Annotated in this window: 19 protein-coding genes and 1 pseudogene; 10 read left to right on the forward strand and 10 right to left on the reverse strand. The window is 68.0% G+C overall.

Features of this window, described 5'->3' with window-relative positions; translation table 11 throughout:
* Positions 1–43: 43 nt before the first annotated feature.
* From alaS to ACFQ9R_RS04830, 5 genes are all read left to right on the forward strand, one after another.
* Positions 44–2,707 (forward strand): alanine--tRNA ligase, encoded by a 2,664-nt coding sequence (gene alaS, locus ACFQ9R_RS04810; RefSeq protein WP_378989018.1) that lies wholly within the window; start codon positions 44–46, stop codon positions 2,705–2,707.
* On the forward strand, positions 2,707–3,255 hold the full coding sequence (gene ruvX, locus ACFQ9R_RS04815; RefSeq protein WP_378989019.1) for a Holliday junction resolvase RuvX: 549 nt from the start codon (positions 2,707–2,709) through the stop codon (positions 3,253–3,255). The genes alaS and ruvX overlap by 1 nt, the downstream gene beginning before the upstream one ends.
* Positions 3,252–4,778: an endolytic transglycosylase MltG gene (gene mltG, locus ACFQ9R_RS04820; RefSeq protein ID WP_378989020.1), complete on the forward strand. Its 1,527-nt coding sequence runs from the start codon at positions 3,252–3,254 to the stop codon at positions 4,776–4,778. Before ruvX ends, mltG begins: the two co-directional genes overlap by 4 nt.
* A gap of 1 nt (position 4,779) precedes the next feature.
* On the forward strand, positions 4,780–5,598 hold the full coding sequence (locus ACFQ9R_RS04825; protein WP_378989021.1) for a shikimate dehydrogenase: 819 nt from the start codon (positions 4,780–4,782) through the stop codon (positions 5,596–5,598).
* 108 nt (positions 5,599–5,706) lie between these two features.
* Positions 5,707–6,150, forward strand: coding sequence for a B-4DMT family transporter (locus tag ACFQ9R_RS04830; protein WP_378989022.1), 444 nt, complete (start codon positions 5,707–5,709; stop codon positions 6,148–6,150).
* Between the two features lie 106 nt (positions 6,151–6,256).
* Here the strand turns inward: ACFQ9R_RS04830 and aroB are convergent, their stop codons facing one another.
* From aroB to ACFQ9R_RS04850, 4 genes and pseudogenes are all read right to left on the reverse strand, one after another.
* Positions 6,257–7,375, reverse strand: coding sequence for a 3-dehydroquinate synthase (aroB, locus tag ACFQ9R_RS04835; protein WP_101467074.1), 1,119 nt, complete (start codon positions 7,373–7,375; stop codon positions 6,257–6,259).
* A gap of 866 nt (positions 7,376–8,241) precedes the next feature.
* Positions 8,242–8,787, reverse strand: a pseudogene (locus tag ACFQ9R_RS04840) (shikimate kinase); the annotation flags it as partial.
* Positions 8,788–8,843: 56 nt separating this feature from the next.
* Complete coding sequence (aroC, locus tag ACFQ9R_RS04845) at positions 8,844–10,052, reverse strand: chorismate synthase (protein WP_378989133.1); 1,209 nt, start codon at positions 10,050–10,052, stop codon at positions 8,844–8,846.
* A 182-nt stretch (positions 10,053–10,234) separates the two neighbouring features.
* Complete coding sequence (locus ACFQ9R_RS04850) at positions 10,235–10,708, reverse strand: prepilin peptidase (RefSeq protein WP_378989023.1); 474 nt, start codon at positions 10,706–10,708, stop codon at positions 10,235–10,237.
* Between the two features lie 161 nt (positions 10,709–10,869).
* Between ACFQ9R_RS04850 and ACFQ9R_RS04855 the strand changes: the two genes are divergently transcribed.
* From ACFQ9R_RS04855 to ACFQ9R_RS04870, 4 genes are all read left to right on the forward strand, one after another.
* On the forward strand, positions 10,870–11,991 hold the full coding sequence (locus ACFQ9R_RS04855) for a M24 family metallopeptidase (protein WP_378989024.1): 1,122 nt from the start codon (positions 10,870–10,872) through the stop codon (positions 11,989–11,991).
* 64 nt (positions 11,992–12,055) lie between these two features.
* Positions 12,056–12,619, forward strand: a complete 564-nt coding sequence (gene efp, locus ACFQ9R_RS04860) for an elongation factor P (RefSeq protein ID WP_067452307.1) — start codon at positions 12,056–12,058, stop codon at positions 12,617–12,619.
* A gap of 2 nt (positions 12,620–12,621) precedes the next feature.
* Positions 12,622–13,140 (forward strand): transcription antitermination factor NusB, encoded by a 519-nt coding sequence (nusB, locus tag ACFQ9R_RS04865; protein WP_378989025.1) that lies wholly within the window; start codon positions 12,622–12,624, stop codon positions 13,138–13,140.
* Between the two features lie 3 nt (positions 13,141–13,143).
* Complete coding sequence (locus tag ACFQ9R_RS04870; protein ID WP_378989026.1) at positions 13,144–13,410, forward strand: YciI family protein; 267 nt, start codon at positions 13,144–13,146, stop codon at positions 13,408–13,410.
* 62 nt (positions 13,411–13,472) lie between these two features.
* Here ACFQ9R_RS04870 and ACFQ9R_RS04875 read toward each other — a convergent pair whose 3' ends face one another.
* The 6 genes from ACFQ9R_RS04875 to ACFQ9R_RS04900 form a co-directional block, all read right to left on the reverse strand.
* Complete coding sequence (locus ACFQ9R_RS04875) at positions 13,473–14,003, reverse strand: hypothetical protein (protein ID WP_378989027.1); 531 nt, start codon at positions 14,001–14,003, stop codon at positions 13,473–13,475.
* Positions 14,004–14,206: 203 nt separating this feature from the next.
* Positions 14,207–15,259 (reverse strand): hypothetical protein, encoded by a 1,053-nt coding sequence (locus ACFQ9R_RS04880; protein WP_378989028.1) that lies wholly within the window; start codon positions 15,257–15,259, stop codon positions 14,207–14,209.
* Between the two features lie 52 nt (positions 15,260–15,311).
* A complete protein-coding gene (locus tag ACFQ9R_RS04885; protein ID WP_378989029.1) occupies positions 15,312–16,184 on the reverse strand; it encodes an inositol monophosphatase family protein in 873 nt (290 codons plus the stop codon).
* On the reverse strand, positions 16,163–16,852 hold the full coding sequence (locus ACFQ9R_RS04890) for a hypothetical protein (protein WP_378989030.1): 690 nt from the start codon (positions 16,850–16,852) through the stop codon (positions 16,163–16,165). The genes ACFQ9R_RS04885 and ACFQ9R_RS04890 overlap by 22 nt, the downstream gene beginning before the upstream one ends.
* Positions 16,852–17,760 (reverse strand): hypothetical protein, encoded by a 909-nt coding sequence (locus ACFQ9R_RS04895; protein WP_378989031.1) that lies wholly within the window; start codon positions 17,758–17,760, stop codon positions 16,852–16,854. The genes ACFQ9R_RS04890 and ACFQ9R_RS04895 overlap by 1 nt, the downstream gene beginning before the upstream one ends.
* 72 nt (positions 17,761–17,832) lie before the next feature.
* Positions 17,833–19,086, reverse strand: coding sequence for an SLC13 family permease (locus ACFQ9R_RS04900; RefSeq protein WP_378989032.1), 1,254 nt, complete (start codon positions 19,084–19,086; stop codon positions 17,833–17,835).
* 89 nt (positions 19,087–19,175) lie between these two features.
* Between ACFQ9R_RS04900 and ACFQ9R_RS04905 the strand changes: the two genes are divergently transcribed.
* Positions 19,176–24,920: a TIR domain-containing protein gene (locus ACFQ9R_RS04905; protein WP_378989033.1), complete on the forward strand. Its 5,745-nt coding sequence runs from the start codon at positions 19,176–19,178 to the stop codon at positions 24,918–24,920.
* The last annotated feature ends 87 nt before the right edge of the window (positions 24,921–25,007 follow it).

The raw sequence follows: 25,007 nt of genomic DNA on the forward strand, positions 1-25,007 counted from the left end.
TCGATGAAAAAGCACCCGCACCGGCCCGGTAGGCTGGGTATTTGTGCAGACCCACGAGATTCGACGACGGTTCCTGGACCATTTCGTCCGTGCCGGACACACCGAGGTCCCCAGTGCTTCGCTGATCCTGGCCGACCCCAACCTGTTGTTCGTCAACGCAGGCATGGTCCAGTTCGTTCCGTATTTCCTCGGTCAGCAGACCCCGCCGTACGCCACCGCGACCAGCGTGCAGAAGTGCGTGCGCACCCTCGACATCGAGAACGTCGGCATCACCACCCGCCACAACACTTTCTTCCAGATGGCGGGCAACTTCAGCTTCGGCGACTACTTCAAGCGCGAGGCCATCACGCTGGCCTGGACGCTGCTCACCGACAGCGTGGAGGACGGCGGCTACGGCTTCGATCCCGAGCGCCTGTGGGTCACCGTCTACCTCGACGACGACGAGGCCGAGCGGATGTGGCTCGAGATGGGCGTGCCCGCCGACCGCATCCAGCGCCGCGGCATGGCCGACAACTACTGGTCGATGGGCATCCCCGGCCCGTGTGGCCCGTGTTCGGAGATCTACTACGACCGCGGCCCCGAGTACGGCGTCGAGGGCGGCCCGGAGGCCGACGAGGACCGCTACATCGAGATCTGGAATCTCGTGTTCATGCAGAACGAGCGCGGCGCGGGCATCTCCAAGGACAACTTCGAGATCCTCGGCCCGCTGCCCAAGCAGAACATCGACACCGGCATGGGCGTCGAGCGGGTCGCGTTCCTGCTGCAGGGCGTGGACAACGTCTACGAGACCGACCTGATGCGCCCGATCATCGACAAGGCCGAGGAACTCACCGGCCGCTCCTACGGCGTCGAGCACACCGACGACGTGCGCTTCCGCGTGATCGCCGACCACGCCCGCACTGCCGCGATGCTCATCGCCGACGGCGTGAACCCCGGCAACGACGGCCGCGGGTATGTGCTGCGCCGCCTGCTGCGCCGCATCGTGCGTTCGGCGCGCCTGCTCGGCGCCGAGAAGCCGGTGATGGCCGAGCTGATCAAGGTCGTCACCGACCTGATGGCGCCGTCCTACCCCGAACTGGCCACCGACTTCTCGCGTATCGAGACCGTGTCGGTCGGTGAGGAGATGGCGTTCCTCAAGACCCTCAACACCGGCGAGACCCTGTTCGACAACGCCGCCACCGCGGTGAAGTCCAAGGGCGGCAAGCAGATCACCGGCTCCGACGCGTTCGCCCTGCACGACACCTACGGCTTCCCGATCGACCTCACCCTCGAAATGGCCGCCGAGGCGGGCCTTTCCGTCGACGAGGACGGTTTCCGCTCGCTCATGGCCGAGCAGCGCAAGCGGGCCAAGGACGACGCCCAGGCGCGCAAGCACGCCCACGCCGACCTCACCGTCTACAAGGAACTGGTCGACCGTGGCGCCACCGAGTTCACCGGTTTCGACGAGCTGACCTCCGAGGCCACTGTGCTGGCCCTGATCGCCGACGGCGTGCGCGTCCCGGTGGCCACGGCAGGCCGCGACATCGAGGTCATCCTCGATCGCAGCCCGATGTACGCCGAGTCCGGCGGTCAGATCGCCGACCGCGGCACCATCACGGCCTCGGGTGTGAAGCTGCAGGTCAACGACGTGCAGAAGATCGCCAAGAAGGTCTGGGTACACAAGGCCACCGTCGAGTCGGGCCAGCTCACCGAGGGCGATGTCGTGCTCGCGCAAGCGGATCCTGCCTGGCGTCGCGGCGCCACCCAGGGCCACTCCGGCACGCACATGGTGCACGCCGCGCTGCGCCAGATCCTCGGCCCCAACGCCGTGCAGGCGGGTTCGCTGAACAAGCCGGGCTACCTGCGGTTCGACTTCAACTGGCAGGGTGCGCTGTCGGAGCAGCAGAAGGCCGATATCGAGGCCGTCTCCAATGACGCTGTTGGCGCGAACTTCCCGGTGAACACCTTCGTCACCGATCTGCCTAACGCCAAGAAGATGGGCGCGATGGCGCTGTTCGGCGAGAACTACGGCGACGAGGTGCGCGTCGTGGAGATCGGCGGCCCGTTCTCGATGGAGCTGTGCGGCGGCACCCACGTGGAGCACTCCTCGCAGATCGGCCCGATCACCCTGCTGGGTGAGGCCTCGGTCGGTTCCGGTGTGCGCCGCGTCGAGGCCTTCGTCGGCCTCGACTCCTACAGGTACCTGGCCAAGGAGCGGGCGCTGCTGGCCGGTGTCGCGTCGTCGCTGAAGGTGCCCTCCGACGAGGTGCCGGGGCGCGTGGAGCAGCTCGTGGAGCGGCTCAAGGTGGCCGAGAAGGAACTGGAGCGCACCAAGATCGCCGCGGTGCTGTCGTCGGCGGGCACCTTCGCCGAGCAGGCCGAGCGGGTCGGTGCGGTGCGTCTGGTGGCCGCCGCGGCGCCCGAGGGCGTGTCGGCCGGTGACCTGCGGACGCTGGCCACCGATATCCGTGGCCGTCTCGGCAGTGAGGCCGCCGTGGTCGTGCTGCTCGGCAACGTCGAGGGCAAGGCACCGTTCGTGGTGACCGTGAACAAGGCCGCCCAGGATCTCGGCTTCAAGTCCGGCGATCTGGTCGCGGCCTTCGGACCGAGTATCGCCGGGCGTGGTGGCGGCAAGCCGGAGATGGCGCAGGGCGCGGGCTCGGATCCGTCGGGCATCCCGGCCGGTTTGACCGCGGTCCGCGCCCGGGTGGCCGAACTCGCCGGCTGATGACCACCCCTGGTTCGTCCAGCGAGGAATCGGCCGACCGCCCCGACCCGGAGACCGACCCGGGTCGGGGCCGCCGGATCGCGATCGACGTCGGTAGCGTGCGCATCGGAGTCGCCTCGAGCGACCCCGACGGCATCCTCGCCACCCCCGTCGAGACCGTCGCGCGCGCCAAATCCGGTGGGCGCGCGGGCCCACCCGCCGATATCGCAAGAATTGCCGACATTGTGCGGGAATACGAAGCGGTCGAAGTGATCATCGGTCTGCCACGCACGCTGCGCGGCGAAAACGGCACCGCGGCCACCATCGCGCGTAAGTTTGCCAAGCAGTTGCGCCGGGTGATCGACCCGATTCCGATACGCCTTTCCGACGAACGTTTGACTACGGTGTCTGCTGCACGTGCGCTGCGCGACAGTGGAGTTCGCGCACGTGGCCAGCGGCAGATGATCGATCAGGCGGCAGCCGTGTCGATTCTGCAAGGATGGTTGGACGAGCGGAGTTCGGTGTTGAAGGACGCAGCAGATACGGCGAGGGTCGGAGACGATGCATGACCGACCGATGGACCAGGGCCGAGGAACGCTACCGGGCTCGGGAAGCTGATCGGCGCTACCCCCGCCGCGACGACTGGGGGCTCGATGCCCGCACAGTGCGTGAGGACGCGGCGCCGGATCGCGGCGAGTGGGACGAGGACGGCACCGACGTCATCCCGCGCTATGAGGACGAGGTCTACGACGACCAGATCCTGGAAGACGTCCTCGAACCGGAACCCGAGCCGGAGCCGGTCGTTCCGCCGCGTCGCGTCGGGCAGCGCGCCGCGACGGCCGAGCGTGGCCGTCCTCGCGCAGGGTCCGGCCGGAACAAGCCGCCCGGCCGGAACAAGCCGTCGGGACGCGCCAAATCACGGATCGCCTCGCGGAAGGCGGCTGAGCGCAAGAAGCGCCGCCGCAATATGTGGGTGATCGCGGCGGTGTTCGTCGTGCTGGTCGTCTCCGCCGCCGGTTTTGCCGGGTACAAACTGATGGGCAGTCTCGCGCCCGCCGAGGATTTCGCGGGCCCGCCCGGCGAACTCGTGGTGGTCCAGGTGCACTCCGGTGACACCGCCACCCAGATCGCCGACACCATGAAGGAAAAGGGTGTCGTCGCCAGTTCGGAAGCGTTCTACGAAGCGGCCGTGCGCAATTCGAACATGAACAGCGTGCAGCCCGGGTACTACGCGGTGCAGAAGAACAGTCCCGCCGCGCACGCGGTGACCTCGCTGGTGTCGAAGGACTCGCGCGTCGGCAACGTCGTGATCTCGGAGGGGCGTCAGCTGCACAACCGGCGCGACGTCCACACCGGCGCCCCCACGGAAGGCATCTACACCAAGATCGCCGCCGCCAGCTGCCTCGGCGCCGGTTCCGCCGCCAAGTGCGTCACCTACGAGCAACTCGATGCCGCGGGCGCCAGTGCCGACCTGGCCGCTCTCGGCGTGCCCGACTGGGCCAAGGCGTCGGTCGCGGCCGCTCCGGACCGGCGCAGGCAGCTCGACGGGCTGATCTCCGCGGGCACCCTGGATTTCGATCCCAGCGGCGGGGCGGTACAGATCCTGCGTCAGCTGATCACCGCGAGCGCGGCGCTCTACGAGTCCACCGGATTGTTGCGTTCGGGCGCCGAAACCCAGCTCAACCCCTACCAGACGTTGATCGCGGCCTCGTTGGTCGAACGCGAAGCGCTGGCACCGGACATGCCGAAGGTCGCGCGGGTCATCGTCAACCGGCTGCGGATCGACCAGCCGTTGCAGTTCGACTCGACGGTGAACTATTCGCTGGAGGAGACCGAGGTCGCCACCACCGACTCCGACCGCAACACCGTCACGCCGTGGAACACGTACGCGATGTCGGGTCTGCCCGCCAATCCGATCTCCGCACCCTCGCTCAAAGCCCTGCAGGCGATGGAGAATCCGGAGCCGGGGAAGTGGCTGTACTTCGTCACGATCGACAAGAAGGGCACCACCCTGTTCACCGAGAGCTACTCCGAGCACCTGCGCAATATCGTGAAGGCCGAGCAGAGCGGCATTCTCGACAGTGGGCGCTGAGATGGGTCGCAAGGCCGCTGTCCTCGGTCAGCCGATCGCGCATTCGCGCTCGCCTCAGCTGCACCTGGCCGCCTACCGCGCGCTGGGCCTCGACTGGAGTTACGAGCGGATCGAATGCGATGCCGCGCGGCTGCCCGGGCTCGTCGGTGAGTTGGGCCCGGAATGGGTCGGGCTGTCGGTGACGATGCCGGGCAAGGAAGCGGCGCTGGCGGTGGCTGCCGAGCGCACCGAGCGCGCGGTGCTGGTCGGCTCGGCCAATACCCTCGTGCGCGTCGATGCCGGGTGGTCGGCGGACTGCACCGATGTCGACGGCGTACTCGGTGCGTTGCGCGGTGGTGGCGTCTCGGCGATCGACGAGGCTGTCGTGCTCGGTGCCGGCGGAACGGCCAGGCCCGCGTTGCTTGCTCTGACCGAACTCGGGGCGAAGAAGGTGACGGTGATCGCCCGTGATGCCGGACGGGCACGCAGCGCACTGGAATTGGCGGACCGTCTCGGCCTGCGGGCCGCGGTCGTGCCGTTCGACAGGGAGCAGGTGCGCGCGGCGTGCGCGTCGGCCGCGGCGGTGGTGAGCACGGTGCCCGCCGAGGCGGCCGCGGTGATCGCGTCGGCGGTAGCCGTGGCACCGGTCGTGCTCGACGCGATCTACAACCCGTGGCCGACCCCCCTCGCAACGGCGGTCGAGGCCGCCGGGCACACGGTGGTCAGCGGCCTGCAGATGTTGCTGAATCAGGCCTACGGACAGGTCGAACTGTTCACCGGTCGACCTGCGCCGCGTGCGGCGATGGCCGCCGCGCTGGAAGCGTCCCTTCCGCAGCAGTAGGCGACGGCTCCGGTGGCTGCCGCCGAGTGCGGTGCCGAATCCTCGACATCACCGACCGATCTGTCGAATTGATACCGGTTCTAGTTTTTGCCCGCTAAGGTGTTCTTCATGACCGCTTGGGTGTTACGAGCCACCGTCCTCGGCGCGCTGGTCGTCGCCCTGCGTGTTCTGCTCGGCCTCGTCATGGCCTCCTGGCCCACCTACGGCACCTTCTGGCGCGCGGCGTGCCTGCTCGCCATCGTCGCCGTGGTAGTCGCCTGGGGCGTGCGCGACGGCCGCACGGGCGCAGACGGCCTCACCGTCCGCTGGTTGGCTGCCGGGTTCGGCGCGGGGCTGGCCAGCTCGGCCGTGTGCTGGGTCCTCGATCAGGTGCCCGGAATCGAACTCGGCGACGCCGGGATCCTCTACGAACTGACGTCCGCGGCATCGTTCATCCTGCTGCTGATCTTCCTGCCCGCGCTGGCGGGTGTCGCCTTCGGCTACTCGCGGTCGCGCCGTTCGCGCGAATCCGCCACCGGCGCCGCGGAACCCGAATTCGCCACCGCGAACTGAGCGGAGTCGTTCTCTCGGGAACGGCACCGGCCGCGAGTCAGACCCTTCGAACCTGTTCGCGCCCCACCACGGTGCCGGGGCGCGAACAGGTGCCAGAGTGCGGATCTCAGAGCATGATCGGCGACGTGCCCGGGGTGGTGTCGCGGGCGATGGCCGAGTAGGCGGCGGCCAGCAGCGACGGATCAGGGCCCTCGAGTCGGCCGGGCTTGGCCAGACCGTCCAGGATCACGAAACGCAGCACACCGGATCGGGTCTTCTTGTCGGTTTGCATCGCGTCCATCAGGTGGGGGAGCGCATCGCCGTCATAGGAGACGGGCAGGCCGACGCTTTCCAGGATGGTGCGGTGCCGATCGGCGGTGGCGTCGTCGAGACGGCCGGCCAGTCGGCCGAGTTCGGCGGCGAAGACCAAGCCGACGGACACCGCGGCGCCGTGCCGCCAGCGGTAGCGCTCGCGGCGCTCCACGGCGTGGCCGAGGGTGTGGCCGTAGTTCAGGATCTCGCGCAGGCTCGATTCCTTGAGGTCGGCGGCGACCACGTCGGCCTTGACCTGGATGGCGCGCCGGATCAGTTCGGGCAGCACATCGCCGGTGGGGTCGAGGGCAGCCTCGGGATCGGCCTCGATGAGGTCGAGGATCACCGGGTCGGCGATGAAACCGGCCTTGATGATCTCGGCCATGCCCGCCACGATCTCGTTGCGCGGCACCGTTTCCAGGGTCGCCAGGTCGACCAGCACGGCGCTGGGCTCGTGGAAGCTGCCCACGAGGTTCTTGCCCGCCTCGGTGTTGATGCCGGTCTTGCCGCCGACCGCGGCGTCGACCATCGCCAGCAGCGTGGTCGGTACGTGCACGATGCGCACCCCGCGCATCCAGGTGGCGGCGACGAAGCCGGCCAGGTCGGTCGCGGCACCGCCACCGAGACTCACGATGGCGTCGTTGCGGGTCAGGCCGATCCGGCCGAGCACCTCCCAGCAGAACCCGGCCACGGCCAGTTCCTTGCCGTCCTCGGCGTCGGGGATCTCGATGCGATGCGCGTCGATCCCGGTGTCGGCCAGTGCTTTACGCACCGCCTCGGCGGTTTCGGCCAGCGGCGGCTGATGGAAGATCGCCACGGTCCGCACGGCGTTGCCCGCGTTGACCGCTTCGACGAGATCGCCGAGCAGTCCGCGGCCGATGATCACGGGGTACGGGTCGGCGGTGCGAACCTGGATGATGTTCGGCTCTGTCACGTGCGCTGCTCCGATTCTTTCTGGTCATTGTTATTGCGTCGTCCGCCGCGTCGCCGCGGTTGCCCGCGTCGTCGGCGTTCGTTGGCGCCGGTCCCACGCTCCGCGTCACCGGATGGTCCGGCCCGCTGCACCTGTTGTGGTGCCCCGGTCCGGCTTTCCACCGAAGATTCCGGGGTAGTCGAACCCGACGGTCCGGCAGGCTCGCCACCGCGCTGCCCGGCCCGCCCTGGGGCGCCTGCCTCACGGCTCGCCGTCCGCCTGCCGCGACCGGCATTGCGACCGGCCGCCTGGCCTCCCGTGACCGGGCTGCGGCCGCCTACTCGACTACCCGGCGTGCTGCGATTACCCGTCCGGCCCCCGGCGCCGGCAGCGCGGTTGCCCGGCTGGTTTTCGGCTGTACCCGCGCGGCCCTCTGATTTCGAGCTCGCGCGGCTCTCCGGACTCTCGGCCACCGAGCCGCCGGTTTCCCGGGTGGCCACGGTGGTTGCCGGCCGGATCCGCGCACCGCCTCGGCGCGACCTGCTACGCCGGGACCGTCGACCGGCGGTCGTGCGTGACTCACTCTGCGCCGCACCCGCTGTGCGAGTGGCGCCGGTGGTGTCGTCGGCTGCCGCCCGATCGGTCGCGGATTGTGTTGCCCCCGAACGGTTCCGTTCATCCGGGGCGTCGCGGCGTTCGATGGCCGCCACACCTGTCTGGTCGGCACCGCTTCGGCGTGCGGCGGCGGCGCGGGCCCTGGCGCGTCGCCTGTTCTTGGACCGATTGCTGCCCGTTCCGGGCCTGCCGGTGACCGAACCCGAAGCGGGCGAGGTGTTTCCGGCGTTCACACGTGGAGATTGCAGATCGGTGCGCACCGATTCGAGACCGAGCTTGGCCAGGATCATTCGCACCACCCGACCCGGACTCCGCCCGTCGGTCCGCACACGCACGGAGGCGATCTCGCGGTAGAGCGGGCGACGCTCGCGCATCAGATCCCGATACTTGGCAGCGGGGTCGACTCCGTTGAGCAGTGGACGGGTACTGCTGGCGCCGGTACGCCGAACCCCTTCGGACACACTGATTTCCAGGTAGACGACGAGAGCGTCCCGCAGCAGGTCCCTGGTTCGTTCGGACAGCACCGAACCGCCGCCGAGGGAAACCACGCCGTCGTGCTCGAGCACGGCGCGGCGCACCACCTGTTCCTCGATCCGGCGGAACTCCGTCTCACCGTCGGTGGCGAAGATGTCGGGAATCGTGCGGCCGGTATCGGCCTCGATCCCCGCGTCGGTGTCGTAGAGCTCCACCCCGAGTTCCCTGGCCAGCTTGCGCCCGATGGTCGACTTCCCCGAGCCGGGCAGCCCGACCAGTACCACGCGTGCCGCAGGCGCGGTCCGGTCGTCACCGCCGGTGTCAGGAGCTCCGGGCTCGACGATCGCCGGTGAGGGGCCCGCGTCGCTCTCCGGCGCGGGCCCCTCCTGCCCCTGCGCGGTCACGGGATACGGCTGTCCGCGGGCACGTGTGGGCGGCTACCGATCCGCTTGACGTAACTGGTGATGTTGTCGACGGTCTCGGCCAGCGAGTCGCCGCCGAACTTCTCCAGCGCGGCCTGCGCCAGCACCAGCGCCACCATCGACTCCGCGACCACGGCCGCGGCAGGCACCGCGCACACGTCCGAGCGCTGGTGGATGGCGACGGCTTCCTCGCCGCTGGACATGTCGACCGTCGACAGCGCACGCGGCACAGTCGAGATCGGCTTCATCGCGGCGCGCACCCGCAGTGCTTCGCCGTTGGTCATGCCGCCTTCGAGGCCGCCCGCGCGGTTGGTCGAGCGCAGGACGCCGTCGGGGCCGGGACGCATCTCGTCGTGGGCCTGGCTGCCGCGTCGTCGCGCGGTCTCGAACCCGTCGCCCACCTCGACACCCTTGATCGCCTGGATGCCCATGAGGGCGGCGGCCAGGCGCGAATCCAGACGCTGCTCACCGCTGACGAACGAACCGAGCCCGATGGGCAGGCCGTCCACGATCACCTCGACGACGCCGCCGAGGGTGTCGCCGTCCTTCTTGGCCGCTTCGATCTCCGCGATCATGGCCGCCTCGGCGTCGGCGTCGAACGCCCGCACGGGGCTGGCGTCGATCGCGTCGAGATCGGCCGGACCCGGCGTGACGCCGGTGGTGTTGGCGGCGGCGCCGATCGACACCACATGCGAGATGACCTCGACACCGAAGGCCTGACGCAGGAAGTTGCGCGCGAGTGTGCCTGCTGCGACCCGGGCCGCGGTCTCCCGGGCGCTGGCCCGTTCGAGCACCGGACGGGCATCGTCGAAGCCGTACTTGAGCATCCCGGAGTAATCGGCGTGACCGGGGCGCGGGCGGGTGAGCGGCGCGTTACGCGCCATTCCCGCGAGCTCGGTCTCGTCGATCGGATCGGCCGACATCACTTCGGTCCATTTGGGCCACTCGGAGTTAGCGATCTCGATGGCGACCGGGCCACCCATGGTGCGGCCGTGGCGTACGCCACCGACCAGGGTGACCTTGTCGGCCTCGAACTTCATCCGGGCGCCGCGCCCGTAACCGAGCCGGCGGCGGGCGAGCTGTGCGGAGACATCGTCCGATGTCACCTCGACTCCGGCGACCATCCCTTCCAGGAGGGCGACGAGAGCGGGACCATGGGATTCTCCGGCAGTTATCCAGCGCAACACGCCGACTATCTTCCCATGTCGACACGTGTAGTCGGGAATGCGGGCCGACGTGACGAGCGGCACGTCGGCGCCGAGCCGGGCCGCGCGGTGGCGGCCGCCGCCCTGATCCGGCCGAACCGGCCTGCTCCGGACCGCAGGCAACACCCCATCACCGGGTTCGTCTCGGCGCGTCGCGCTGCCGGTCATGCCAGTGCCATCGCGGTGACGGTGGCCAGGCACATCGCGGGGCCGTGTGGCACCAGCCGCCGTGCCGGTACCGCGCGCACCTGCCGCGAACCACGGCCCACCACCGCACGCAGCCGATCACCACCGAGCAGCACGACCGCGGCCGCGGCGGTGAGCAGCGGGGCGGCCACCGCGGCCCACACCCAGGCCGGCGGACCGGCGATCGCCGTGGCAGCTCCGAGCGACACCGCGAGCTTCACATCACCCGCGCCGAGCGCGGCCGGGGAGAGCAGGTGGGCGATCAGATACGGCATCGTCAACAGCGCGGCCCCGATCACCGCGGTCTCCAATTCCCCTGTCGAGAACGCGAACAGGAACACCGCGGCCGCACCCACGCCGGTCAGCGCGTTGGGAAGGCGACGGGCATGGATGTCGATGACGCCCAGCAGCAGGCACCAGGCGATGAGGCAACAGAACGCGGCAGTGGTCATGGGATCGATCGTGCTGGGCCGCGACCACCGAAAGTGGGCCGTACCCGAGAATGTGGATAACGTCCGCGCATGTGGACAACGCCGTATCCACCTCGCCCACCGACACGAAATCCTGGGTATCGCGTGCCGACGTGTCGCCCGTCGGGCGGTAGCGTTGACCCATGTGTGCTGACTACACGGCTCCCGATTACGCGGCCCGGCGCGGTGCCCTGCGGAGCCTGCTGGTGGAAAACGGTGTCGACGCGTTGCTGGTGACCGATCTGGTCAACATCCGCTACCTGACCGGCTTCACCGGATCCAATGCCGTTGTGCTGGTGCATTCGTGGGATATGCGCGGAGCCGAGGACCGCACCGTCATCGGTACCGACGGCCGGTACTCCGCTCAGGTCGCCGAACAGGTCCCCGATCTGCAGGCCGAGATCTGCCGGGCCACCGCGCGCCGCGTTCTCGAGCTGACCGGGGAATGGCAGCTCGGTCGCGTCGGCTTCGAGAGCCACGTGGTGACCGTCGATCAGCACACCGCGTTCCAGGAGCTGCGCACCGGGCTGCAACTCGTCCCCACCTCGGGTCTGGTCGAACAGCTGCGGATGGTCAAGGATCCCTACGAGGTCGACCAGCTCGGCGCGGCGTGCACGGCCGCCGACAAGGCGCTGGCCACCCTGCTCGAGCGGGGCCTGCTGCGTCCGGGCCGCACCGAGAGACAGGTCGCCCGCGACCTCGAATGGGCGATGTTCGAGCACGGTGCCGATGCGATCTCGTTCGAGACGATCGTCGCCGCGGGCGCCCATTCGGCCATCCCGCACCACCGGCCGACCGGCGCCGTCCTGGCCACCGGTGACTTCGTGAAGTTCGATTTCGGCGCGGTGGTCAACGGCTACCACTCCGACATGACCCGCACCCTGGTCCTGGGGACCCCCGCCGACTGGCAGCGGGAGATCTACGAACTGGTCGCCCGCTCGCAACGCGCGGGCACCGAGGCGCTCGAACCCGGCGCGCAGACCAGCGAGGTCGACGCGGCGGCCCGGATGATCATCGAAGAAGCGGGGTACGGCCCGCAGTTCGTGCACGGTCTCGGTCACGGCGTCGGGCTGCAGATCCATGAAGCACCCGGAGTGGCGAAAACGAGTACCGGTACACTTCTGGCTGGTGTGGCGGTGACCGTCGAACCTGGTGTATACCTTCCCGGCCGCGGCGGGGTCCGGATCGAGGACACGCTCGTGGTACGCGAAGCGGGCCCGGAACTGCTCACCCGCACCAGCAAGGACTTGATCGTCGTCGACTGACGTCGGCGCGCAGAACGCAGTAACCCCCAGTACGCAGTAATACGAAAGAGGAGATCCGAGGACAGTGGCGGACACCAGCGACTTCAAGAACGGCCTTGTGCTGAAGATCGACGGTCAGCTCCAGCAGATCATCGAATTCCAGCACGTGAAGCCGGGCAAAGGACCCGCGTTCGTGCGGACCAAGCTGAAGAACGTCGTGTCCGGCAAGGTCGTTGACAAGACCTTCAACGCGGGTGTCAAGGTCGAGACCGCGACCGTCGACCGTCGCGACATGACCTACCTGTACCACGACGGCACCGACTACATCTTCATGGACGGTGACACCTACGACCAGATCTCCATCCCGGAGGCCACCATCGGTGACGGTGCCCGCTTCCTGCTGGAGAACATGGGCGTGCAGGTCGCCGTGCACGAGGACGCGCCGCTGTTCGTGGAGCTCCCCGTCACCATCGAGCTGGTCGTGCAGCACACCGACATCGGCCTGCAGGGCGACCGCTCCACCGGCGGCACCAAGCCCGCCACCCTGGAAACCGGCGCCGAGGTGGCCGTTCCGCTGTTCATCAACACCGGTGACAAGCTGAAAATCGACTCGCGCGACGGCAGCTACCTCGGCCGCGTCAACGGCTGATCGTGACCGACTCCCCGGCAGACAAGAAGGGCTCGTTCAAGAAGCTCGGCGCGCGCCACAAGGCGCGCCGCCGGGCCGTGGACCTGCTGTTCGAAGCGGAGGCGCGCGATGTCGACGTCTCCGTGCTGCTCTCGGATCGCGCTGAGCTGGCGACCCGCGACCAGAGCGTGGCCCCCGTGCACGCCTACACCACCACCCTCGTCGAGGGCGTCGCCGACGATCTCAACCGGGTCGACGGCACCATCGAGGGCTACCTCCAGGACTGGACTCTGCAGCGGCTGCCCGCGGTCGACCGGGCCATTCTGCGGATCGCGGTGTGGGAGCTGTTCCACGCCACCGACGTGCCCCCGGTCGTCGCGGTCGACGAGGCTGTCGAGCTGGCCAAGGAACTGTCCACCGACGACTCCCCGTCGTTCGTGAACGGCGTGCTCGGCCAGGTCGTGCAGGTGGCGCCGCAGGTCCGCGCCGCCGCGGCCGCAACGGCCGCCACGAAGGCCGCGCGTGGCGAGTCGGAGTCCTGAGGCGTGGCGCGCAAGTACCTTGTGATGGCCGAACGCACCCCGGCGTTCGACGCCTCGGTGATCGAACCGCACCGCACCTTCCTGCGGGACCTGCTCGCTGAGGGCCGACTCCAGGAAAGCGGTGGCTTCACCGACGGCACCGGCGGCGCCTATGTCATCCTGGCCGAAAGCCTCACCGCCGCAACAACAATCGCCCACTCCGACCCGCTGCACACCACCGGCGCCTCGGATCTGACGATCCACGAATGGGAAATCACCGTTTCGGCGTGAATCCCGTTCCCGCAGCCGCACGTTCCGAGTGAACGTGCGGCTGTTGTCGTACGCGGGCCCGGTCAGATCTTGTGCAGGCAGAACGAGACCGCCGGTGAGGTGTGGATCACCGCTTTCGTCTCGCGAAACCGCTTCCGCGTCGCGTCGCAGACGTTCCGGTCCTCGGCTTCGACGCGAGTATCGACCTCGAATGCCCCTGCGCCACAGGGGACCTTGCGTAGACGGTCGAGATGGAGCTTCACGTTGCCCGGGTCGTTGACACACTCACCGACTTTCGCGTTGAGGTGAGTGCACAGGTACTTCATGGGGCTGCTGGTGTACTTCCGGCGACTCCGCGAGAAGTCCATGTCACCGGTCGCGCATTTCTGCGTACTCCACGCGCTGGTGATGATCAACGCCGCGTCGGGGTCGGCGCATGCGCGTCGATGAAAGTCCCAGCCACCGCGGGTCGGATCGGTGTAGTACCCGCAATCGCCGGTTCGCTCCGTGTCCGATCGCGGCGAGAGCAGACCCCAGGCCATCAACCCGACCGCGCTGATCGGCACGAGCGCGACCAGCCCGAGCAGAACCCACTTACGTTTGCCGCCGAACAAGCGCGCAGTGCGCGCCTGTTGCTCCCGATAGCCCGGCCGTGTGCGACGACCGCGGGGCGGTCGCCACTGATCACTCGGTCGCGCCGGCTGCCCAGTCTGTTGTCCCTGCGGGATGTTCGGCTGCTCCACCCCGCCAGCTTGCCACCGGCGCAATCGAACTCGCATCGCGGCTGCCGTCTCGCACGCATACCGCGGGGCGAGCCCTACGCTGCCGTGTCGCCCGCGCCCCGGACCGCTCGATCGTGGTCCTGGAGTGCTTTCGTGATGATGTCGGTGACGTCGGCATCGTCGAAATCGCCGGGCAGGCCCATGCCCAGGGTGTCGAACAGGTCGCGTACCTGTTCGACAGTCGGCTCGTCGTCGAGCCGTACGGACGTCGCGCGGTCGATCGCGACCGGCCGGGATTCGGCGAAGCTGGTCCTGAGTTCGATGTTCCAGGAGTCGTAGTAGGGGCGGTCGCGCTCGATGATCATGGCGGGGAACCGCGGTCCGCGCTGGGTGACGATCAGAAAGCGGGTGGACAGGTCCCACCGGAACAGCGACACCGACGACGTCAGGCCGATCTGGATGTCGAGGAGCTGCGGCAGTCGTTGTTTGTGCCAGCATGCCGCGGCGATGGTGGCGTACACCTCGATCTGAGTGCCCTTGGCCGTCCAGGTGCGCGCGTCGTCGTCGGCGCCTTCGGCCAGCGAGCGGTAGAGCGCGGCGTAACGCGAACAGAGGTCGCGATCGGTCGGATCGAGAATTTCCAGGCGGACCAGCAGCTCTCGGCGATTGCGATGAGCCCGGTGCAAGCAATCGGGCAGCGTGACAACGCGGGTGTGAGCCCCGGTCCCGCCTTTGAAGATCCAGCGATCGGTTTCGGTCCGTGCCTCGGCGAGCACGTCCGATACCTCGTCGCCCTTGGCGAATCGGACGGCCGACAAGCTGTCGAGCGTGCGCTGGGTGCTGGTGAGCAGTTCGTCGATCGCCGAGGCCCGGTCGCGCCGGTCGTTCAGCTCGTCCAGCGTGTGCGCGATATCGGTGAGGGACTGTCGTACCTGTGCGTTCATCGCCTCCTGTCGCCATCGGTCACGCAGAACGGCGAAGGCGATCACGCCGAGAGTGAGTGGGATGACCTTGGTCAGCAGCTCTTGCCTGGTGGGGTCGACCAGCCCGAGCACGCTCAGCGTGACAGCAAGAACAATGGCGATCGCGCTTTCGAAATTGCTCTTGATCCACACCGCAGCAGCGACGATGCGTGCGGGAAAACTCATGGCGGCCACCCCTTTTCGCCGACATCGCCGGTCATTCGTCCGGTGCGATGCGCTACAGGCTAGCGGGAGGCTCCGGTTTGCGCACGACGGACTTCACGAGCTGTGCCAGCTCGTCGACAGCGACCGGCCCACCGGCGAGGAAGCTCACTTCGCTCGACGGATCATCGATGGATTCGGGCAGCGGAGTTCGGTCGAAGTCGGTGATCTCGATGCCGCATTCACGAGCGATCACGCTACCTGCGGGGAAGTCGATCAACCCGGCGCGGTAGCCGACGAATCCGTGTATCAGCCCACGGCTCAGCATGATCCAGCACAGCAGGGGTGACCACAGCTGGATGAGACGTCGGGAATGGGTTTCCAGCGCGAGTCGAAGGGCGATGGCGGTGGTGTCGGTACGGCCGACCGGATACCCCTGCAACCATGCCAGCACTGGATCGCCGGGCGGTCGCGGCGGCACCTGGCGTCGCAGCGCACCGTGCGGCCCTGCCGCGCCTCGTCCCCGAATGGCCGACCAGGTGTTGCCGGTCATCGGTTCGTGCACGACACCCAGAACCGGGGTCCCGAAGTGGCACAACGCGATACCGATGCTGAACACCGGCAGACCGACTGCGAGATTGTTGGTGCCGTCGAGCGGGTCGACGAACCAGCACCATTCCGGCTCGCCGCGGAGTTCGCCGGATTCTTCGGCGATGACGCGGTGGTGGGGGAACGCTCGGCGCAGATCGCGAAGAATGATCTCCTCGGCGCCGAGGTCCAGATCGCTGACCAGGTCGCCGCCCGCGTCCTTGACCCGGATACCGAGCGGCTGAGTCAGACGTGAGTGGATGAGCTGCCCGGCGCGGATCGCGGTGTCACGTGCGGTCGCGGCGGCGCGCTCGATGACGTCGCGTTCGAGTGTGAGATCTATGAATTCGCTGTGTCGCACCGTTCCTCCAGGCCATTCGCGGGGCAATCCGTTCGCAGGCGCGCCAGGACGGCTTCGGCCAGTTCCCGCGTTCGCTGGGAACTGTGCGGTGTGCGTTCGACACGATGATCGGTGGTGCCGGGATCGCCCAGCGACAGGTCGAGCTCGCCGGGGATGTGTTCGCCCAACACGATGGTGGCGGCGGCGCTCAACACGTCGGTGACGTGGAACTCGCTGTGCGGCAACGTGTACACGTCGCCGTCGCGGAACACCTCGCGCGATCGGCTGCGGTATCGGACCGAGCGGCGGGTGGCGTGGACGGTATCGCCGTCGGTGTCGCTACGAACCTCGAAAACCCGATGTGTGCCCGCGTCCGAATCGGCCGAGACATCGATGATCTCGTTGACGACCGTGCCGTACAGGACATGACTGACCAGATTCCAGCTATGGGCGTGCACCATCGATGTCGTCGGCGCGGCGGGCCGGTCGGTACTCCATACATGCAGGCAGATGCCGCGGCCCTCCTGTCGCCACACCGGAAAACAGGTGAACCCCAACGGATGTCGGACCGCGACGACCTCGACCACGCCTGCTGCCACGTCGGCCAGATAATCGTGCACCCAGGCACGCACCTCGGCGGTCGCGCCCGCAGCGGTGAGCAGCGAACGGAGCCGGGTGTAGGCGGGCATCAGTACGGGTTTCTCGGCTGGAGCGCACGGCGCACGATGTCGGCGACGTCGCGGTCGGTGAACGAGGTCGGCAGACCCAATCCCAGCGCGTCGAAGAGTCGCCTGGTCTGGTCGACGGAGGGTTCGTCCGCCAACGGCAGGTCCTCGCACCGATACAACGGAACCTGGCGGGTCTGTTTGAAACTGGCGACCAGTTCGCGGCTGAAGTCACGGTAGTAGGGCCGGTCGCGTTCGAACATGAGCGCCGGGGTGTTCGGGTTGTCCTGCGTGACGATGACGCAACTCGACGAGAGGTCCCAACGGAAGGTCGTCATCACCGCGGACAACCCGACGTCGATGGTGAGGAAGGTGAACCGTTGGCGGTACCAGCACGCCGCGAGCACCGTCGCGTAGGCCTCCTTGCGAGTGCGCTCAGTGGTCCACTGCTCGCCGGTGCGGTCGGCTTCCGGGGTGAGCGAGGACCGGAACTGCGCGTAGGTCTTGCACAGCGCCTCGTTCGACGGATCGAGGATCTCGATCTGCATGCGCAGGGGGCGTTGTTCACGGCGCGCGTTCTCCACACACGCGCGCAAAGTGACGGCTCGAATGTAGGTTCCGGTGCCGCCCTTGAAGATCCACTGCTCGGTGTCGCGGCGGGCGAGGGTGTGCGCGTGGCCGATCTCGGGTCCGTAGAGCAGATGGACCGCGGTCGCGTCGCGGACCGCTTTGGTGGCGATCCGTCGGTCACGCAGCAGGGTGGTCGCGAGCAGAGCGAGCACGAGCAGCACTGCGCCGTCGATGACCGCCGGTTCGAGCTCGATCTGATTCGACAGTGGATCCATCACGGCGATCGCGCCGATGATCACCGCGATGGTCAGCGCCAGCGCGCCATCGACGTTGGTACGCAACCAGTTCAGCAGTCGCGACATCCCGCCCCCTCCCAGTTCGGTGATTCCAGGATAGGCCGCGCGACCGGGTCGGCGGGTCGGGAAGTCGAGAAGTCAGGCGATGAGCAGCAGCGCGGTGACCGCGGCGGCCGTCGCGACCACGGCCAGTGCGAATCCGGTGCAGACGAACCGGAGCATCGGAACGCGCACCTCGTGGGTGCGACAGAACTCCAGTCCGATCAGCGTTGCCAGCGATGCCCACGGCGTGACGACCGGCCCGACGTTCGTGCCGATGAGCAGCGCGAGCAGCTGTGTCCCGTTCTCCACCGGGATCACGGATTCCCCGGCGGTGTAGGCAGGCAGATTGTTGGCCACGTTGGACAGGCCCGCCCCCGCGGCCGCCGCGCGGAACGCCCCGGCGACACCGTCGTCGACGCCGATCAGGCCGTGCATGATGTCGTTGAGTCCCCATCGGCTCAATGTCGGCACCACCAGGAACAATCCGACGACGAAGATCAGCAACTGGAACGGGATCAGCGACCACCGCAGCGCTGCGGGCCGCAGAATCGCGAAGGCGACGACCGCGATCGCGGCGGCCACCACCGCGGCGAGACCGATCTGATCACCGACCACCGGAATCGCGAGGATGAACAGCAAGCACGCACCGGCGGTCGCGTAAAGCAATGTCCGCGCACGCATTCCCTCGGTGCGGATGGGCTCCGGCGGCACGTAGCGGTCGGCGTCGCGACGATCACGACGCCAGTACCACAGCCACAGGAACAGCATCGTCACCGTGATCGAGGCGAGCTGGGGCGCCCACATACTCGCCGCGAATTCGGTGGAGCTCTTGGCGATCCGATCCGCCGCCAGCAGATTCGTCAGATTGGACACGGGCAACAGCAGGCTGGCGGTGTTGGCCAGCCACAGCGTGGTGATCGCCAGCGGCAGCGGCGGGATGCGCGTCGGTCCCGCGAGCGCGAGCATGACCGGGGTCAGCAGCACGGCGGTGGTGTCGAGGTTCAGCAGAATCGTTGTCGCCGAGGCGAATGTCACGCACAGTGCGAACAGGGCGAGGTAGTTTCCGCGTCCGACGATCGCGATCCGATGCGCGATGACATCGAAAACCTTGGCTTCCCTGGTGAGTTCGGCCAGCACGATCACGCTGGCGAGAAACAGCAGCAACGGCCCGACGCGACGCAGGTTCGCCGCCGCCTCGGCGCGGGGCAGCAGTCCGGTCGCGACGAAGGTCAACCCGACGAGCAGCAGGCCGACGCGAATCCGATCCAGCACCGACAGCCGTGGTCGTGGTAGCCGTGCCCACCACTGCGGTGGCGTGACGCGGCGGTGCGGGTCGACCTTTTCGGACACCGATCCATGATCGCATTGCGGCTTACCGGACGCGTGCTCGTCCCGCCAAGAGTCTGCCGCGGTGATCATTCGGGCGCATACTCGACGGTGTGACGGACCTGGGGTGGGCACGTGAATTCTTCTTCATCAGCTATTCGCCGGCTGACGAACGCTGGGCCACCTGGGTGGCGTGGCAATTGGAGACCGCCGGATTCCGCACGCTGATCCAGGCGTGGGACTTCGTGCCGGGGACGAACTTCATCGACTTCATGGACCGTGGTGTGCGCGATTCGGCCATCGTGATCGCCATCCTGTCCGACAGCTACCTGACCTCCCATTACGGAACGATGGAGTGGCAGGCGGCAATTCGCACCGACGAGCACAAGTTGCTGCCGGTGCGGGTCGCCGATTGCGCGCTGGAGGGTCTGCTCGCCACGCGCACCTATCTGGATCTGGTGAATGTCGCCAGCGCCGAGACCGCGCGGAACACCCTGCTCGATCGCGTCGGTCACATGCGTGACGGTCGAGCCAAACCGGCGCGCGGACCGGAGTTCCCGTCGGGTTCCGGTGCGGCGGTGCGGGATCGGCCCGTTCCGAATGGTTTCGGCCCGGCACAGGCCGTGGAGCGTCGGCGGACTCCCGCTGTGCCACCGAGCTTTCCGGGCGCGGGCAGTTCACGCGAAGCGCGCAACGGGCTCTCGGTGCTGCATGTCGCGGGCCCCCGGTTCGGGCGCGGTCTGTTCGGGCGCGACGAGCCGGACGGTCCCGGCGAACTGCAATCACGTATCTGGGCCGATGTCATCCACCTGTCCGATCAGGGCGTGCCGTCACCGGATGTGATCGTCGTCTCGGGTGACCTCACCGAATCGGGCCACCCGCGCGAGGTCGACGACGCGCTTGCCTTCCTCACCGGCCTGCGCATTCTGCTGGGCCTCGAGCCTGATCGCCTGATCGTCGTACCCGGCAATCACGACGTGTCGAAGAAGGCGTGCGAGAGCTACTTTCTGCGCTGCGAGTCACGCGACCGGCTGCCGCAACCGCCGTATTTCGAGAAACTCGAACAGTTCGAGCGCATGTTCGGCGAGTTGTACCAGGGCCTGGATCATCTGGTGTTCGACGCCGGGCAACCATGGACCCTGTTTCCCATCGCGGACTTGCGAATTGTTGTCGCGGGACTGAATTCGACGATCGCCGCGACGCATCGTCAGGAAGACGACTACGGCAGCGTGGGGCAGACCCAGGTCGCGTGGTTCTCCGAGCAACTACGCGCGTTCGAGGCACGCGGATGGTTACGCCTGGGTGTGGTGCGCCACGATCCGATGCCGGGTGCGGGGGCCGCGCGAACCGACCCAGCGCTTCTTCGTGACGCGACGACGGTCTCCCGGCTGCTCGGCAACCGGTTGAATGTGTTGCTGCACGGGCCGGGACCCGGTGGCGTGCACGCCGATCTGCTGGGGGGCGTGCTGCCGGTGCTGCCCGCCGCGGCCCCGGGGAGCGCGGAGATCATCCACCTGACGGCCGAGGGCATGTCGCGCTATCCCGCCCAGCACCATGATGGAGAGGTCGAACGCACGGTCATCCCCGTGTCCTGGTCGAATGTGGCCGCGGCCCTGGCCGCGCCCGCCGAGACGAAGATGATCGAATCCGCGGGGACCGAAGATCCGGATTCCGGTGAACAGGCCGGTGACTCGGCGCCCGTGGTCGATCCGCAGGGGCGTCTGCTGGAGCGCGTCATCGAGGTCTGTGCGGCGCGCTACCCCGGCGCGCGGATCAGGCGGGTCGAGGCGGACCCGCCGCACCTGTTTGTCACCCATCATCGTGACGGGATGGCGGCGCAGTGGCGCATCGGCGCCCACGTGGGAGATCTGACCAGACAGGTGGTCGAGGATTTCCTGGCGCACGACCCGGAATTCGGATCCGAGCTCGTTTATCGTGGCGCGGTTCCGGCCCGCTCGCTGCGGGAGGAGGCAGCGGGTCACGGGTTGCGCATCCGCAGCTTCCTGGAATTCCAGGGCATGCTCGATCTGACCGACTACCTCGCCCGCCAGGTGCTCGACCTGCGCACCGACCGGCGCTACCCACCCGAGTTGTATGTACCACAACGGTTTCGGCTGCTGGAGGAGAACGAAACCGCGATTCGCGACGATCTGATCGCCGAACTCATGGGCGTGGTGACCGCCGATCACGGCTGGTTCGTACTGCTGCTCGGTGACTTCGGGCGTGGCAAGACGTTCGCGCTGCGTGAGCTCGCCCGCCGGATCAGCGAGTCGACGCCCGCGCTGATTCCGATCCTGATCGACCTGTGCGCGCTCGACAAGACCCACTCGGTCGACGGACTGGTCGCCGCCCATCTGGCCAATCACGGCGAAGACCGGATCGATCTGAAGGCATTGCGCTACATGCTGCGCGAAGGCCGGGTGGTGCTGTTGTTCGACGGCTTCGACGAACTGGTGACCAGGATCAGCTACGAGTTCGCCGCCGACCATCTCGAGACCCTCCTGCAGGCCGCCGTCGGCAAGGCGAAGATCATCGTGGCCAGCCGGACTCAGCACTTCGAGTCCAGGGCCCAGGTGTTGACGGCGTTGGGCGAGCGGGTCGGTCTGCTCGACGACCGGCGCATCATCAGCATCGAGGAGTTCGCGCCGCCACAGATCCATACCTTCCTCACCAATCGCTACGGGGGTGACACGCGGCGTGCCGACGCCAGAATGCAGTTGATCAGGGGCATCCAGGACCTGCTCGGGCTGGCACAGAACCCGCGCATGCTCAGCTTCATCGCCGATCTCGAGGAACGCCGGTTGCGCGCGGCCGCGGGAACAACCAATGCCATCGGCCCGGCCGCCTTGTATCGGGAGATCCTCGATTCCTGGCTTCGCTACGAGGTGGATCGCACGGCTACCGTGGCCGGATCGCTGCCGGGACTGGGGCTGGACGAATTGTGGAAGGCGGTAACGGCTTTCGCGCTGCGGGTGTGGGAGACAGGCAGGCCCTATCTGCGTGCGGCCGAATTGTCGGAAGTGGCACGGGAACTCACCGACACCGCGGTCCGCGATCGCATGTCGGTGCAGCAGTCGGCGCACGCCATCGGTTCGGGCAGCCTGCTGGTGCGTACCGACGACGACCTGTTCGGTTTCATCCATTCCTCGGTGACCGAATGGCTGGTGGCCGATCACCTCGCCCGCCTTCTCGGTGCGGGCGTGAGTGCACCACACCTCGCGCAAGCCCAATTGTCTTTGCTCATCATAGATTTCCTGTGCGATCTCGCCGACCCGCGCACGCTGCGTACCTGGGCGGAGTCGGTGTTGTCCGACTCCGACGCCGACCCGAACTCACGCACCAACGCGTTGCGGATCACCACCCGGCTGCGCACGGCGCCGAGCTCGGACCTGCGCGGCGCGATGTTGGCCGGCGAGGACCTCTCCTACCGCGACCTGCAAGGGGTCGATCTGAGCGGCGCCGATCTCAGTGGTGCGCGGTTGATCGGCGCGAATCTGACCCACGCGGTGCTGCGCGGTGCGCGGCTGGTCGCGGCGCGGCTGGACGACGCACGCCTCGTCAGCGCTGATCTGACCGACGCTGATCTCACCAGGGCGCGCCTGATCCGTACCGACCTGACCGGCGCGCGTGGCAGGGGTAGCCGCTGGCAGCGCGCCGCACTCCTGGACGTGATCGGGCAGGCCTCGGGGGCGGATCTGCGCGGCGCGGCCGTAGTACCCGGCGGATCGGTGCAGACCGAATTCGCGCCTGCCGCACTGGGCGTTCGGCACGGATTCCATGCCAGTCGAGGCAGACTGCCCCAGCCCGTCGCGTACAGCCAGGACGGCAGTACGGTCGCGGTCGGCAGTGACGACGGGGGCGTGCTGATCTGTGACGCCGACACCGGCCGGCCGCTGCGGATGCTGCAGACCCACCGCGCGCGCACCTTCGCGGTCGCGTACACCGACCAGGTCCTGATCACCGGCTCCGGCGACGGAACGGTCGGCATCTGGGATGCCGTCAGTGGGGAACTCCGCCGGATTCTGCGGGGGCACGAACAGTGGCCGTGGCCGGTGCTGCTCGGTCCCGGCGGTGATCTGCTGGCCACCGGTGACGCGCGTGGTGTGCTGCGGCTGTGGTCGTTGCCCAGCGGCGATCTGCGTCACGAGTGTCTGCCACCCGAACACGGCATGACCTTGATCTACAGCATCGCCCTGCACGGTCGGACGCTGGCCGCCGCCTACGGCAACGGCATGGTACGCCTGTGGGACATCGAAACCGGCAGGCAAACAGGGGAATTCCAGGCAGCGGGCGGCGCCGCCTACCGCATCGCCTTCGACTCCTCGGGAACCCGGATAGCGGTAGGTGGAGTAGACGGACTACTGACGCTCTGGGACCCCGTCACCTGCACGCTCACCGGCAGGTTGACCGGTCACACCGGACGCATCTACACGCTGGCCTTCCACCCGTCCCGGGACGTGCTGGCCAGCGGGGACACCGACGGGCTGCTCCGCGTCTGGAATACCGACACCGGAGAAGTGCTGCACGCCCCGACCGAACACAGCGCGGCGATCTATTGGGTGTCGTACGACCCGTCGGGAGAGCTGCTGGCCTCCGGGGACAGTGCGGGGCTCGTCTGCCTGCGTGCGTCCGAGACCGGTCAGCTGCGGCATCGTCTCACCGCCCACACCGGATCCATCTGGCCGTTCGCTTTCCGGCCCGACGGCGCCCAGCTCGTGGTGACCGACGACCAATTCACCACGCGTTTCTGGGATCCGGTCACCGGAGCCTGCCGATACCTGCTCACCGGGCACGGCCGCCGAACGACAGCGGTGGGCTTCAGCGCCGATTCGGCGATGCTGTCCACCCGGGGCAACGACGGCGTCGTCCGGCTGTGGGACACCGTCACCGGACGTCTCGTTCGCACGCTGACCGGCAGCGACGACCACCTGCTGACCTTCGAGTCGGCGCTGTTCAGCACGGTGCGACCAGGGCAGCTCGCGATGGTGGGCAACGACGGCAGACTCAGCCTGTTCAACCTCGACGCCGACTCCTATGAGCGCCACATCAGCATCGAGGATGCGCCGATCTGGGCGATCGCGTTCAACCCCTTCGGTGAACTGATCGCGACGGCGAACGACGATGACACAGTGACGATCTGGAACCGTGCGACCGGCGCCCAGTACGGGATCTACCGCGAGCACCGAGGCAGGGTTCGGTCCCTGGCCTTCAGCGCGGACGGGGCGCTGATGGCCTCGGGCTGCGACGACTCCGTCGTTCGGATCTGGGACGTGGAGTCGGGGCGGTGCTTGCACACTCTGCGCGGGCACCGAGACCGGGTGTACGGGGTGGCATTTCACGGCAACCGCGTCGCCAGCGTCTCCTGGGACGGCACGGCACGGATCTGGGACGTTGCGTCGGGCGAGCCGGTGCACGAATTGACGCGGCACACCGGAAAACTCTGGTCGGCGGCCGTCGACGCCCAGCGGGGCATCCTCGCCACCGCGGGAGACGACCTGGTGATCCGGCTGTGGGACATGGACACCGGTCGGCATCTGCACACCTTGGAAGGTCATCGCCGCCGGGTGTCGACCTTGGCGTTCGACGCGTCGGGCGATCTACTCGCCAGCGGTAGCGAAGACGGAAACGTCGTGTTGTGGTCCGGTGCGGCGGATCAGGGGGCGGCGCCCTCGATTCGCGCGGTGTTGCTCGGACTGCCCGAAGGATGGGCCGCGTTGACGCCCGACGGGCGATACAAATACGAGGGCAACGTCGCGGGCCAGTTCTGGCATGTGATCGGCACGACTCGCTTCGAGTCGGGCGAACTGGATCCGCATCTCGCCGAGGTCGTGCGGGTCGCCGCAGATGCCCCGCTGTGAGCCCGACGGCCTCCGCCGGTGGGTGTACGAGGAAACCGGCGGAGGCGCGACCGACGCTGGGTAGGCGCGGTGTCGGGTTGTGCTCGG

The sequence above is a fragment of the Nocardia sp. NPDC056541 genome (assembly GCF_042794235.1).
Lineage (GTDB): Bacteria > Actinomycetota > Actinomycetes > Mycobacteriales > Mycobacteriaceae > Nocardia.

Coding starts and splice junctions, on each gene's coding strand:
- ACFQ9R_RS04855 (WP_378989024.1), top strand. CDS start 10,870: ATGTGTGCTGACTACACGGCTCCCGATTACGCGGCCCGGCGCGGTGCC.
- ACFQ9R_RS04880 (WP_378989028.1), bottom strand. CDS start 15,259: ATGAGTTTTCCCGCACGCATCGTCGCTGCTGCGGTGTGGATCAAGAGC.
- ruvX (WP_378989019.1), top strand. CDS start 2,707: ATGACCACCCCTGGTTCGTCCAGCGAGGAATCGGCCGACCGCCCCGAC.
- ACFQ9R_RS04890 (WP_378989030.1), bottom strand. CDS start 16,852: ATGCCCGCCTACACCCGGCTCCGTTCGCTGCTCACCGCTGCGGGCGCG.
- ACFQ9R_RS04850 (WP_378989023.1), bottom strand. CDS start 10,708: ATGACCACTGCCGCGTTCTGTTGCCTCATCGCCTGGTGCCTGCTGCTG.
- ACFQ9R_RS04825 (WP_378989021.1), top strand. CDS start 4,780: ATGGGTCGCAAGGCCGCTGTCCTCGGTCAGCCGATCGCGCATTCGCGC.
- ACFQ9R_RS04830 (WP_378989022.1), top strand. CDS start 5,707: ATGACCGCTTGGGTGTTACGAGCCACCGTCCTCGGCGCGCTGGTCGTC.
- mltG (WP_378989020.1), top strand. CDS start 3,252: ATGACCGACCGATGGACCAGGGCCGAGGAACGCTACCGGGCTCGGGAA.
- ACFQ9R_RS04895 (WP_378989031.1), bottom strand. CDS start 17,760: ATGTCGCGACTGCTGAACTGGTTGCGTACCAACGTCGATGGCGCGCTG.